Origin of the sequence: Thalassolituus pacificus (assembly GCF_025318105.1) — a bacterium.
GTDB lineage: Bacteria > Pseudomonadota > Gammaproteobacteria > Pseudomonadales > Oceanobacteraceae > Venatoribacter > Venatoribacter pacificus.
Map to the genome: position 1 here is coordinate 97591 of NZ_JAOANI010000015.1, position 12885 is coordinate 110475.

A 12885-nucleotide genomic window follows, 5' to 3' on the forward strand; every position below is an offset into this window, starting at 1 on the left:
ATTAAATTTTTACAGAGGTCTTAAGGGTTGTAGATTTCTGAACTTTTTCTCAGATAGAACCACCAGTTAATAACCAGACAAAGTGCGTAGAAAACTGCAAAGCCATACATTGCCAGCTCTGGAGTACCGGCTTTAATCTGAGCACCCATCACTTTAGGGGCAATAAAAGCACCATAGGCAGCAACCGCGGAAGTCCAGCCAAGAACAGGGCCTTTCATCTGCTGGTCAAAGATCACACCGATACTGCGGAATGTTGAGCCGTTACCAATACCGCTGGCTGCAAACAACACAATAAACAGCAGCATAAACACCATGAAGTAGTCATTAGGATTGGCAGAGTTGTAGGCCTGCATCATTACATAGCCTGTTGCCACAGAAGCCACGACCATAACCGCCGAGATAATTTGCGTAACAATAGAGCCACCGACTTTATCGGAAATCCAGCCACCAACCGGGCGGATTAATGCACCAACAAAAGGCCCAATCCATGCCCAGGTAAGAGCGCTTGGAGCGTCAGGATTTACCACACGGATCATTTCGCCATCCACGCCGACCTGCATCATTTTTCCGAAAATAACGGTAATAGACAGAGGTAATGCAGCAGAAAAACCGATAAAAGAACCGAAGGTGAGGATGTAGAGCACGGTCATTGACCATGTATGTTTGTTGCGGAAAATTTTGAACTGGTTTTTGATATTAGGCTGAATACTTCCGGGAATCATACGCAGAAGGATCAGAGTCAGAATGATTGTGAATGGCAGAGCCAGCCACATACCAATCATTCCCATCATGTAGATACCAACCGCTGCAGTAAAAAGAGCAATGGCATACAAGCCAATGATTTTTCCGAAGGCAGCTAAAGGATGTCCTGGCTCAGGAGTCACCACGTTCAGATTATTCATACCGAACCAACCGGCAAAGGCCAGTGGGATTAACATTAACAGCCAGATAAAGCCGGCATTCTGAATCCAGGTTTCTGAACCTGCCTCAATACGACCGACCAGAGTTCCGCTGGCAGATTGCAGAATCATAGGATCACCAGCCAGAGGACCAAACAGACCGACAGTCATCACCAGCGGAATCAATATCTGCATAGTGGTCACACCGAAATTACCCAGCCCGGCATTCATACCCAGACCATAGCCCTGCTGGCTTTTCGGAAAAAAGGTACTGATATTACTCATGGAACAGGCGAAGTTGCCGCCGCCGATACCAGACAGCAATGCCATTAACTGAAACACCCAGTAAGGGGTTCCGGGTTCCATAAGCGCCATACCGGTACCCAGCGCCGGAACCATCAGCAATGCTGTAGTCAGAAAGACGGTGTTACGGCCACCGGCAATGCGGATCATAAAGGATGCCGGAATCCTCAGCGTTGCTCCGGATAAGCCAGCAATAGCAACCAGAGAAAATAACTGCTCGGTACTGAAATCAAAACCGAGATTTTTCATCTGCGTGGTGATCATTCCCCACATTAGCCAGACGGCAAAGCCAATCAAAAGGCTGGGAATTGAAATCCACAGATTCCGGCTGGCAACCTGCTTCCCCTCCTTCTCCCAGAACGCCTTGTCCTCCACGTCCCATTTTTCAATGTAAGCTGAACCTTTAGTCGCCATGATATTCCCCTGTTAATCAGATCATGACTTCATATTCACCCTGTCTTAATAAGGCAGCAATAGGCGTAAAAACTGCAAAAAAAGCGCTTATTAAAAGCTCTACCCATAAGGGGATTAGGGATTTATGACACAGATCAATCAGATCCGGAGAGTTGATGCTGAAAGCTGATTATCGACAGCATTCAAGGGCATAGGGAGTACCTACTTTGGGCAATATCTACCCAAAAAAAAACGCCTGCAGAGCAGGCGTAAAGGAGGAGGCTTCACCTAAAAAGAAAGGCCGCACCAGAGCCAGAATTTCTCTGTGTCAGAACCGCTGTCCGCAGCTTCATAACTTGCGTATTTAAGCCCTGAGGAAAGATTCTTCGAGAATGGATACAGGAGCTGAACATTAAGCTCCGAACCAAGATTGTCACTTCCTCTGTCACTTGAGTACTCATGGTACATGACCAGAGCCTTGAGCTTATCTAAGGACCCGGATAAACGGACATAAGTATCTGAAAGGCCATTATCCGGTGTATTCAGGAACTTATCCGCCCAACCATTAAAAGCATGCTTGGTTGCCAGCGGAGTCTGGAAACCGTACTCGCCATCATTACTTCCCAGGGTTTCATTACCAAGAGTAAGGTTGACGTCCTGCAGGGTTGCTCCGGCTTCAACATGATAATAAATCGCGTCTTTATCACCATTTTCATATGCTGATTGAATAGCAATCTCAGCCAGATAATTGACCTTGATATCATTCAGCGGTTTCTGACCACTCAGGCTGGCGCCATAGGTATCGTAGTAAAAATCGGTGTCATCAATATCAACCAGATAGGCATAAGCTACCAGCTTGCCAACCGGAAGTTGATCAAAGGCAATATTCAGTGCATGGCCGGAAATATCAGTCTCGGAGAAATCGATACCGTTGACCTGATTAATATAAGCGTAGGCAACCCCAATATTGTCCTTTTTATACTGCAGAAGCGCAGCGTCATAAGTCTGCTCATTCTGCCGCCAGCCTACGTTGCCGATAAACCGGGTGTTATCCAGAATAATACGCTGACGGCCAACAACAGCCGTTAATGCTTCTTTTGTGTAAAACAGCTGTGCCCGATTGATTTCGGTATTGACCGGATCAGCCACAGGATCATAACCGCTACTCTCAGGTGAATACTCGTCAATAATGCTTCTGACATCCTCAATTTCAGCAAGAGCCTTCAGCCCATTGTAGTTATCTGTCTCATAACCAATGCGGCTTCTCAATGTTAATGCGGTGGCCGACTTTGTCAGGTTGTCTGTGTCATTTGTTTCATAGCGAAGACGAAAATCAGCCGGAAAGTTTCCGGGAACGCCATCAAAGCTCTGGGAAAAAACCACAGGGGAAGCCAGTAATAAAGCACTGGCTAAAGAACTTAGTTTAAAGATCATCGTGCTCTCCTTTCGCAAATGAGCACTGAGTACCATTTTATCACTGCATCAATGGCGAATCTGATACAGAGAAATCGAAACCTTCTAATTGGGTTTCTTGAATAAGGGATTGAATGTACTGAGCCGTTGCTTTTGCTTTTACTTTGTCATTCAAATACTGTCGTATACGGGCCTCGACCTGCTCATAAGGCAATGGATTTCCCGCAATTTTACGTTCAATAAATACCACATGAAAACCATAACGGCTTTCAACAGGTGCAGGTAACAAGCCTTCGTTAGCAGTAAATACCTGACGCTCAAATTCCGGAACGGTTTGTCCGGTACTGATCTGCCCAAGGCTGCCACCCGTTTCTTTCGACGGACAGGCTGAGAACTGCCTGGCCAGGTCAGAAAAATTTTCTCCGGCGCGTAATTTATGCACCAGTGTTTCAGCCAGCGTTTTACTGTCAACACGCTGTACTTCATCATCCGGGGCTGCAGCCAGAAGGATGTGGCGCAATTCCAGCAGAGGTGACGTGGTAAAACGCATGGGATTTTTTTCAAAATACAGACGGCACTCATCCTCCGTTGCTTCCGGAAGAAAAACATCCTGATCAAATAGTTTCTCAATGAAATCGTCCTGGCCGGCCTGACTGCTACTGTCAGAAACAGGCAAATCCAGAGAGCTTGCCCGCTGACGGAGAATTTCACCAATAACAAGGGACTCTGCTGCTTTCAGCATCGCCTGGCGCTTGCTTTCGGCCGGGTGATACTGCATTTCTTCCAGAATGGCCGACTCAGGAATAGTAACATCATTTACTTTAATCATTACTGACTCCGCGTGGCCCGTATTCGTTGTTTTAACAGCGAATACGGGCCTTATCTCATGTATTAACGGGCAAAACGCTTACGTACAATCTGGTGCTGACGGGTGACATATTGCACCGGTGCACTGAGCATGTGCACCAGACGGCTGAACGGAAAGACAACAAACAGTGTCATCCCCAGCATAATATGCATTTTGAAAATCCAGTGTACGCTGGAAATATTTTCCACAGCGTCAACCAGATCCAGTGTCATAATATTTTGTGCCCACATCATCAGCTTCATCATTTCATGACCGTCAAGATGACCCGCAGAAACACCGATCGAAATCAGCCCAAGAATCAGCTGTGCATACAGTAAGAACAGAATAACAATATCCATTTTTTTACTGGTCGCACGGATACGGGGATTGAACAACCGGCGCTGAATCAGAATGGTAAGACCGATAAAGCAGATCAGACCAAAAAGGCCGCCAGCCCCCATTGCCACAAGCTGCTTCATTGGCGCGGTCACACCAATAGCATGCCAGATTTCAACCGGTGTCAGCAGACCAAATAAATGGCCAAAGAAAATGCCTAATACACCTACGTGAAACAGAATACTGCCCATGCGCAGTTTTTCTTTTTCCAGCAATTGACTGGAGCTGGCTTTCCAGGAGTATTGCTCCCGGTCATAGCGGATCCAGCTGCCGATAAACAGAATTGCCATTGCGACATATGGATAAACACCGAATGCCAATGTATTGAAATAGCTCATAGTTGACTCCTTTACACCTGGCCCGCTGAAGATGTTTTTAGCAGTTCGGTATTCAGCGGAATATACTGATCCCGCCGCTGCCCCTCTGCCGGACGATTGTTACTGCTGCAGGAGGATTCTGCGTTATCCATAAAGTTGACCATTTCCTCTTCCCAGACTTTATCCAGCGCCTTAGGCGTATTGTCCGGAACTTCCCCGGCAATCTGGCCACGCAGATCATTGAGATCCAGTGCCACTTCACTGAGACCAACCAGAGCATGGAATAAAGAAGCGTAATCAGATTCCCGCTGCTCCAGACGACAGGCCAGCAATGCCAGAATATGGGAAACTTCCTGCAAGCCCAGGCGGGCATTGTCATTGCCCTGGGTGCTGAGAAAATCAAGGTACAAAGGAATGTAATCCGGAAGCTCTTTTGTACTGATTTCCAGACCGGCTTCTTTGTATTGGTTCTGCAAATCCACCATGGCCTGACCACGATCACGGGATTCACCATGCACGTGTTCAAACAACAATAAGGACAGTGAACGACCACGCTCAAACAGGCCGTCATACTCTTCCTGCCAGTCAACGATGTCACCGCGACAACGGTTTTCAATAAAAGCCGATAATGACTCAGCATGTTCCGCCGGCAGTTCGGAGCTGGCCACCACGGCCAGCAACGCATTCTTTTCCGCAATCAGTTCTGCGGTCGGATAATCAATCAGTAATGAAATCAGGCGAAGTATTTTCATGTTTATTCCTCTACCACAACCGGGATAACCTGACGCACACCGGCAGATTGAGATCCGAACAGGTTCACACTGTTGTTGCCATCACCACAGCCATTACCGAAGCTGAAACCGCAACTGCTTTTCAGGTCATAAGCGTTTTCGGCATAGGTGGTATGGCTGCTCGGGATAACGAAGCGGTCTTCGTAATTAGCCAGCGCCATATAGCGGTACATTTCTTCCACCTGAACGGCGGTCAGCCCTACCTGTTGCAGCACATCCAGATCTTCCACACCGTCCACCTGCTGTGAACGCTTGAAAGCACGCATAGCGATCATGCGCTCCAGTGCCCGCTCAACCGGTTTTTCATCACCGGCAGTCAATAAATTAGCCAGATAGCGTAGTGGAATACGCAGTGATTTCAGATCCGGAATCACACCATTCATACCGACATGACCTGCCTGGGCAGCGGTCTGAATCGGAGACAGTGGCGGTACATACCAAACCATTGGCAGAGTGCGGTATTCCGGATGCAGTGGCAGAGCCACTTTCCAGTCCATTGCCATTTTATAAACCGGAGAGCGCTGGGCCGCCTTAATCCAGTTGTCACTGATGCCTTCTTTACGAGCGGCTTCAATAACTTGCGGATCTTCCGGATCAAGAAACAGATCAATCTGTGACTGATACAGATCTTTTTCATTTGGTGTCATGGCTGCCGCTTCGATTTTGTCAGCGTCGTACAGCAATACACCAAGATAACGGATACGGCCTACACAGGTTTCCGAGCAGACGGTCGGCTGACCGGCTTCAATACGCGGGAAGCAGAAAATACACTTCTCGGACTTACCGGATTTCCAGTTGTAATAAATCTTTTTATACGGGCAGGCCGATACACACATGCGCCAGCCGCGGCATTTTTCCTGGTCGATCAGAACGATACCGTCTTCTTCACGCTTGTAGATGGCACCCGATGGACAGGCCGCAACACAGGCCGGATTCAGGCAGTGTTCACACAGACGTGGCAGATACATCATGAACGTTTTTTCAAACTGTCCGTAAATATCTTTCTGCACGACATCATCAAAGTTTTTATCCGCTTTACGCTTTTCGAATTCTGTACCGAGAATTTCTTCCCAGTTCGGACCCCATTCGATTTTCTCCATACGCTGGCCGGTAATCAGCGAGCGTGGACGGGCCACAGGCTGATGCTTTTTATCCGGCGCGTTATGCAGATACTGGTAATCAAAATCGAACGGCTCGTAGTAGTCGTCAATTTCCGGCAGATCCGGGTTAGCGAAGATATTCGCCAGAACCCGCAATTTGCCGCCAATTTTCAACTGCAGCTTGCCGTTAGCGTCACGCTTCCAGCCGCCATTCCATTTTTCCTGATTTTCCCATTCTTTCGGAAAACCAATACCAGGCTTGGTTTCTACGTTATTAAACCAGGCGTATTCGACCCCTTCGCGGGAGGTCCAGACGTTTTTGCAGGTGATGGAGCAAGTGTGACAACCAATACACTTATCCAGATTCAGCACCATGCCGATTTGAGCTCTGACTTTCATATAATTACCTCACTCCACCCTTATTTGGTGTCCAGCCAATCGACTTTATTCATCTTGCGCACGATGACAAATTCGTCACGATTGCAGCCGACCGTACCGTAATAGTTGAAGCCATAGGCCTGCTGAGCATAACCACCGATCATATGGGTTGGTTTCATCACCGCACGGGTAACCGAATTGTGAATACCACCACGGGTGCCTGTTGTTTCTGCTCCCGGTACGTTTACGATCCGTTCCTGTGCGTGGTACATCATGCTCATGCCTTCAGGCACTCGCTGAGAAACAACCGCACGACAGGCAATGGCACCGTTAACGTTGAAGACTTCGATCCAGTCGTTATCTTCAATACCGGCTTCTTTGGCATCGACTTCACTCATCCAAACAATCGGACCGCCGCGTGACAGTGTCAGCATCAGCAGGTTGTCAGAGTAGGTGCTGTGAATACCCCATTTCTGGTGTGGCGTAATCCAGTTCAGAACGATTTCTTTATTACCGTTTGGCTTTTTGTTCAGAACAGGCTCAACGGTTTTCAGATTAATCGGTGGCTTGTAAGCACACAGCTGCTCACCAAAATCGCGCATCCATTCATGATCCTGATAGTACTGCTGACGGCCGGTAACGGTACGCCATGGAATCAGTTCGTGAACGTTGGTATAGCCGGCGTTATAGGACACATGTTCGTCTTCCAGACCAGACCAGGTTGGTGACGAAATAATTTTACGTGGCTGGGCAACAATATCGCGCCAGCGGATTTTCTCTTCTTCTTTCGGTATCGCCAGGTGGGTGTGATCGAGGCCGGTAAATTCACCCAGAGCTTCCCAGGCTTTAACAGCCACATGGCCGTTGGTTTCCGGAGCCAGGGTAAGAATCATTTCACAGGCATCAATCGCGGTATCCAGTTTGGCCATACCTTTATTAATACCTTCATCGGTATGGGTGTAGTTCAGCTGCCGCAGCAGTTTCACTTCATCTTTGGTATCCCAGCTGATGCCTTTACCGCCATTACCGATATTTTCCAGCAGCGGACCGATCGAGGTGAAACGTGCATAAGTATTCGGATAATCACGCTCAACCACATTCAGGTGTGGCATTGTTTTACCCGGTACCGGTTCGCACTCACCTTTCCACCAGGCTTTTACACCATAAGGCTGCGCCAGTTCTGCCGGTGTATCGTGATGCATCGGGATAGTTACCAGATCTTTTTCCACACCCAGATGGCCAACACAGACGCGGGAGAATTCTTTGGCAATGCCTTTAAAGATTTCCCAGTCAGAGCGTGCTTCCCAAACCGGATCAATGGCAGCACTGAGCGGATGAATAAACGGATGCATATCCGAGGTATTCATATCGTCTTTTTCGTACCAGGTGGCCGTCGGCAGAACGATATCGGAATACAGACAGGTGGTGGACATACGGAAGTCCAGTGTCACCCACAGATCAACCTTGCCTTCTGCACCCTGATCAACCCATTCAACATCTTCCGGTTTCTGACCGCCAAACTCGCCCAGATCCTTACCCAGCAGACCATGCTTGGTACCCAGGAAATGTTTGAGCATATATTCATGGCCCTTACCGGAAGAACCCAGCAGGTTAGAACGCCAGATAAACATATTGCGCGGGAAATTCTGCGGATTATCCGGCTGCTCACAGGCGAATTTAAGATCGCCTTTCTTCAGCTGATCAACCACATAATCCTGCACTTCCTGGCCAGCCGCTTTGGCTTTATCCGCCAGGTGCAGAGGGTTGGTTCCCAGCTGTGGCGCAGAAGGCAACCAGCCCATACGTTCGGCGCGGGAGTTGAAATCGATAATACTGCCGGTCCAGCGCTCTTTTGGCGCCAGCGGTGAAATTACTTCGCTCATGTTGAGCTTTTCATAGCGCCACTGACTGGAGTGGTTATAGAAGAACGAAGTACCGTTCATATGGCGTGGCGGACGCTGCCAGTCCAGTGCAAAGGCCAGCGGAGTCCAGCCGGTTTGCGGACGCAGTTTTTCCTGCCCCACATAGTGCGCCCAGCCACCACCAGTCTGACCAACACAGCCACACATCATCAGCATATTAATGAGACCGCGATAGCTCATATCCATGTGATACCAGTGGTTCAGTGCAGCACCAACGATAACCATGGAACGGCCACGGGTTTTATCGGCGTTATCGGCAAACTCACGGGCAACGCGGATCACATCGGCACGGTTAACACCGGTAATAGCTTCCTGCCAGGCAGGTGTATAAGGCACGTCATCATCATAACTGCTGGCACGGTTGCTATCGCCGATGCCGTTATCAACACCGTAATGCGCCAGCATCAGATCAAATACAGTTGCTACCTTAGCGGTTGTACCATCGGCCAGTTCAACCGATTTAACCGGTACTTTACGCAGCTGAATTTCATTGTGCTCAGTGTGCTGGAAATACTGATATTCGTGCGGTGCACCACCAAAATATGGGAAAGCAACATCAGCAATGCCGTCGTTCTGATCTTTCAGTGATAAAACCAGATCAACATCACCACTGCGGTCTTTCTGCTCCAGGTTCCACTTACCTTTTTCGCCCCAGCGATAGCCAATAGAACCGTTCGGACTGGTCATACTGCCGTTGCTGTTAAGGGCAATGGTTTTCCAGTCAGGGTTATTATCTTCACCCAGATTGTTTACCAGATCGGCTGCCCGCAGGAAGCGCCCACCGGTCAGATGACCATTGCTTTCTTCCAGCATGACCAGCATTGGCATATCGGTGTAGCGTTTGCTGTAGTCGGTAAAATAAGTGCTTGGCTTATCAACGTGGAATTCTTTCAGGATGACATGACCGAAAGCCATAGCCAGTGCCGAGTCGGTACCCTGACGCGGAGCCAGCCAGGTATCGCCGAATTTAGAAGCTTCAGAATAATCCGAAGTAATAATGCAGGTTTTGGTACCCTTATAACGAACCTCAGTCAGGAAGTGCGCATCAGGCGTACGGGTCTGAGGAACATTCGAACCCCAGGCAATAATATAATTGGAGTTATACCAGTCGGCCGATTCCGGCACGTCGGTCTGCTCGCCCCATATTTGCGGTGAGGCTGGCGGTAAGTCGCAGTACCAGTCATAAAAACTCAGGCAGTTACCACCGATCAGCGACAGATAACGGGCACCGGCAGCATAGGAAACCATCGACATTGCCGGAATCGGCGAGAAACCGGAAACACGATCAGGGCCGTAAGTTTTGGTGGTATAAACGTTGGATGCCGCAATCAGCTCATTGACTTCATCCCAGCTGGCACGGACAAATCCACCCAGACCGCGACGCTCTTTGTAGCTTTTTGCTTTTACCGGATCAGAAACAATAGATTCCCAGGCTTTTACCGGATCACTGTGCTGCGCTTTGGCTTCACGCCAAAGTTTCATCAGCTGACCACGGACTTTCGGATACTTCAGGCGGTTAGCACTGTAGATATACCAGGAATAACTGGCACCACGCGGACAACCACGGGGCTCGTGGTTAGGTAAATCCGGACGGGTGCGCGGGTAGTCGGTTTGCTGGGTTTCCCAGGTTACCAGACCATCTTTAACGTAGATTTTCCAGCTGCATGAACCTGTGCAGTTCACACCATGGGTAGAACGCACGACTTTGTCATGCTGCCAACGCTGACGATAACCTTTTTCCCAACTGCGATCCTGATCCGTTGTGGCACCATGGCCATTGGCGAAAGACTCTTTACGAGTTCTGAAAAACCGAAGTTTCTCCAGTAGGTGACTCATAGCTAACTCCTGATGTGTCCCGAAAGACCGGCTATAAACATACGGAGATATACTACTCAGATTGCACCAATTAACGATGGGGCCGGGCCGGCGTCACGGGCCGGAAAACGTCGTCCTGCGCACAAAAATACTCACAAAGTGGTAAATAAATTATTTTACAAATCATTGATTTTAAATGATTTTATTTTTTACTATTAAAAAATACTGCGCTGAATCAAGACTGCGGAAGCAAGGGGAGTAGCTAAAAGTAATCCTATCTAATAATAAGCATTCGCATATAGTCCGGTGATAACAGCCATATCCCTGAGTACATCCTGCGGGTAAGATAACCGTTCAGTCGTATTTACCGTTTTTAAACTATGAAACAGACATCGGTTATTACCCGCATCAACCTCGCCATGAGCGCCATTATTCTGATGGCAATATCAACAATTCTGGTTTCTTACTGGCTCTCAGATCAGACCGACAATGATGCTTATGCCATTAACAGTGCAGGCTCTTTACGAATGCACAGCTATCGTCTGCTGACAGATCCTGAAGCAGCAAGTGACAATAAAGAAATCATCCGCAGTATTTTCAACAACCCAATAATGAAAAATGTCGTCAGAAATGCCAAATCAACAGAGTTCTTTAACGAGCTGGGTGAGCGGGGAATATTACTGGCCGATAAAGTCAGTGATTCAGAAACAGAAACCGAAGAAAAATTAAATCTTGTTAATGCCTTTGTTGATGACCTGAATCACCTAGTATTGATTATTCAGCATAACGCCGAAGGAAAAATACGGACGTTAAGAACTTTCCAGATTATTGCGTTTTTTATTACCGTGATTCTGTCTGCCATTGTTATCTACTGGATACATCTGCGCTTTACCGTACCGCTGAGTGAGCTGACCAATACCGCCCGCCAGATCAGCCGTGGTGATTTTTCCTGCAATATCTCGCCACCGGAAGGAACCGATGAACTGAGTGTGCTTTCCCGTTCTTTTGAACATATGTGCAAAGCCATTTCTTATATGTATGAATCGCTGGAGAAACAGGTTGAAGAGAAAACAGCCGAGCTGCAGAACAGCAATAAAACGCTCAGCTTTCTCTACAATCTGGCCAGACGAACCAGTACCCATGAAATCAGGAAAGAAGATTTTAATAACATCCTGAAAGAGCTTTCCGTAGTAACAGGTATCGACAATATTGAACTCTGCCTGCTGACAGAAAGCGGGGATATTCCATATCTGCAGATTAATGGCAGTAAAGAGCTGGATGATGACTGCCGCTCACGCAATTGCCGAGACTGCCTGACGCAAACTACCGACAATACATCCCAGATTAATTTCCCGATCTCAAGAGAAAACAGAGACTATGGTGTTCTGACCCTAAACAGTCATCCGGAGTCGCTGCTGCGCTGGCAGCGTGATCTGTTTACCTCCGTTGCCAACCTTTTTGCTATTGCAATGAGCCTGCAGGGTGAGGAGGAAAACATCCGCCGGATTACGCTGATGAAAGAGCGCAACGTCATTGCCCGTGAGCTACATGACTCTCTCGCTCAGGCTCTATCTTATCTGAAAATTCAGGTAACCCGTCTTAACCGGGCAATAGGCAATTCAGATTTCGAAATGATGATGGATGTATCCACCGAACTTAAGCAAGGCTTAGATTCTGCTTACCGACAATTGCGCGAGTTATTGACAACTTTCCGCCTTAAAGTCGATGGCAAAGGGTTACTTGATGCACTGCAGAAAACCGTGGATCAGTTTCATGAGCAATCTAAAATGGAGATATCCCTGAACTACGATATTTTTAACATCCCCTTATCACCTCAGGAAGAAATTCATTTATTACAGATAATCCGCGAAGCCAGCCAGAATGCCATCCACCACTCTCATGGCAAAAACATACACATCAGTCTTTGCAGTAATGACCAGCAAGAAGTAACACTGGAAATCGAAGACGATGGCATCGGTATCAATACTGATCCGGAAAAGCGTAACCACTATGGCATGGCGATTATTCAGGAGCGGGCTTATCAGCTTTCCGGCAATGCGGAAATTAAACGACGTAACGAAGGGGGAACCGGCGTCTATTTCAGCTTTACTCCCGAGTCTGTTCGGAAGTCCGTACCTGAGTCTGAAACCTGAGACTACCTATACCACACCCGGCGCCGAAGGCCATGTACTGGATTTTTTGAGTCGAGAAGCTGAACACTGCGCAATTTACTCAGTATGCAGTGGCCAGAGAATGACTCATCAAGCCCTATCGGCCGGATCTATTTCTCACACAGGTTGGCACCATAAAA

Annotated in this window: 8 protein-coding genes; 1 reads left to right on the forward strand and 7 read right to left on the reverse strand. The window is 48.0% G+C overall.

Annotation, left to right across the window (positions count from 1 at the left end):
- Nucleotides 1-20: 20 nt before the first annotated feature.
- The 7 genes from NYR02_RS07625 to NYR02_RS07655 all read right to left on the reverse strand — a co-directional run bounded on the left by NYR02_RS07625 (nucleotide 21) and on the right by NYR02_RS07655 (nucleotide 10595).
- A complete protein-coding gene (locus tag NYR02_RS07625; protein WP_260975782.1) occupies nucleotides 21-1616 on the reverse strand; it encodes an MFS transporter in 1596 nt (531 codons plus the stop codon).
- Nucleotides 1617-1883: 267 nt separating this feature from the next.
- Nucleotides 1884-3029 (reverse strand): alginate export family protein, encoded by a 1146-nt coding sequence (locus tag NYR02_RS07630; RefSeq protein ID WP_260975783.1) that lies wholly within the window; start codon nucleotides 3027-3029, stop codon nucleotides 1884-1886.
- A gap of 40 nt (nucleotides 3030-3069) precedes the next feature.
- The gene (locus tag NYR02_RS07635; RefSeq protein ID WP_260975784.1) at nucleotides 3070-3837 is read right to left on the reverse strand and encodes a peptidylprolyl isomerase; all 768 of its coding nucleotides are present in this window, start codon (nucleotides 3835-3837) and stop codon (nucleotides 3070-3072) included.
- A gap of 62 nt (nucleotides 3838-3899) precedes the next feature.
- Nucleotides 3900-4589: a respiratory nitrate reductase subunit gamma gene (gene narI, locus NYR02_RS07640; protein ID WP_145467952.1), complete on the reverse strand. Its 690-nt coding sequence runs from the start codon at nucleotides 4587-4589 to the stop codon at nucleotides 3900-3902.
- 11 nt (nucleotides 4590-4600) lie between these two features.
- A complete protein-coding gene (gene narJ, locus NYR02_RS07645) occupies nucleotides 4601-5320 on the reverse strand; it encodes a nitrate reductase molybdenum cofactor assembly chaperone (RefSeq protein WP_260975785.1) in 720 nt (239 codons plus the stop codon).
- A gap of 2 nt (nucleotides 5321-5322) precedes the next feature.
- The gene (gene narH, locus NYR02_RS07650; protein ID WP_225691046.1) at nucleotides 5323-6858 is read right to left on the reverse strand and encodes a nitrate reductase subunit beta; all 1536 of its coding nucleotides are present in this window, start codon (nucleotides 6856-6858) and stop codon (nucleotides 5323-5325) included.
- Nucleotides 6859-6878: 20 nt separating this feature from the next.
- A complete protein-coding gene (locus NYR02_RS07655) occupies nucleotides 6879-10595 on the reverse strand; it encodes a nitrate reductase subunit alpha (RefSeq protein WP_225691047.1) in 3717 nt (1238 codons plus the stop codon).
- A 359-nt stretch (nucleotides 10596-10954) separates the two neighbouring features.
- On the opposite strand from NYR02_RS07655, the gene NYR02_RS07660 reads away from it, so the two are divergent.
- The gene (locus NYR02_RS07660; RefSeq protein WP_260975786.1) at nucleotides 10955-12727 is read left to right on the forward strand and encodes a histidine kinase; all 1773 of its coding nucleotides are present in this window, start codon (nucleotides 10955-10957) and stop codon (nucleotides 12725-12727) included.
- Nucleotides 12728-12885: the final 158 nt, after the last annotated feature.

What these genes read in the sequence shown, in the direction of transcription:
- NYR02_RS07625 (WP_260975782.1), bottom strand. Translation starts at nt 1,616, where the DNA reads ATGGCGACTAAAGGTTCAGCTTACATTGAAAAATGGGACGTGGAGGAC.
- NYR02_RS07630 (WP_260975783.1), bottom strand. Translation starts at nt 3,029, where the DNA reads ATGATCTTTAAACTAAGTTCTTTAGCCAGTGCTTTATTACTGGCTTCC.
- NYR02_RS07635 (WP_260975784.1), bottom strand. Translation starts at nt 3,837, where the DNA reads ATGATTAAAGTAAATGATGTTACTATTCCTGAGTCGGCCATTCTGGAA.
- narI (WP_145467952.1), bottom strand. Translation starts at nt 4,589, where the DNA reads ATGAGCTATTTCAATACATTGGCATTCGGTGTTTATCCATATGTCGCA.
- narJ (WP_260975785.1), bottom strand. Translation starts at nt 5,320, where the DNA reads ATGAAAATACTTCGCCTGATTTCATTACTGATTGATTATCCGACCGCA.
- narH (WP_225691046.1), bottom strand. Translation starts at nt 6,858, where the DNA reads ATGAAAGTCAGAGCTCAAATCGGCATGGTGCTGAATCTGGATAAGTGT.
- NYR02_RS07655 (WP_225691047.1), bottom strand. Translation starts at nt 10,595, where the DNA reads ATGAGTCACCTACTGGAGAAACTTCGGTTTTTCAGAACTCGTAAAGAG.
- NYR02_RS07660 (WP_260975786.1), top strand. Translation starts at nt 10,955, where the DNA reads ATGAAACAGACATCGGTTATTACCCGCATCAACCTCGCCATGAGCGCC.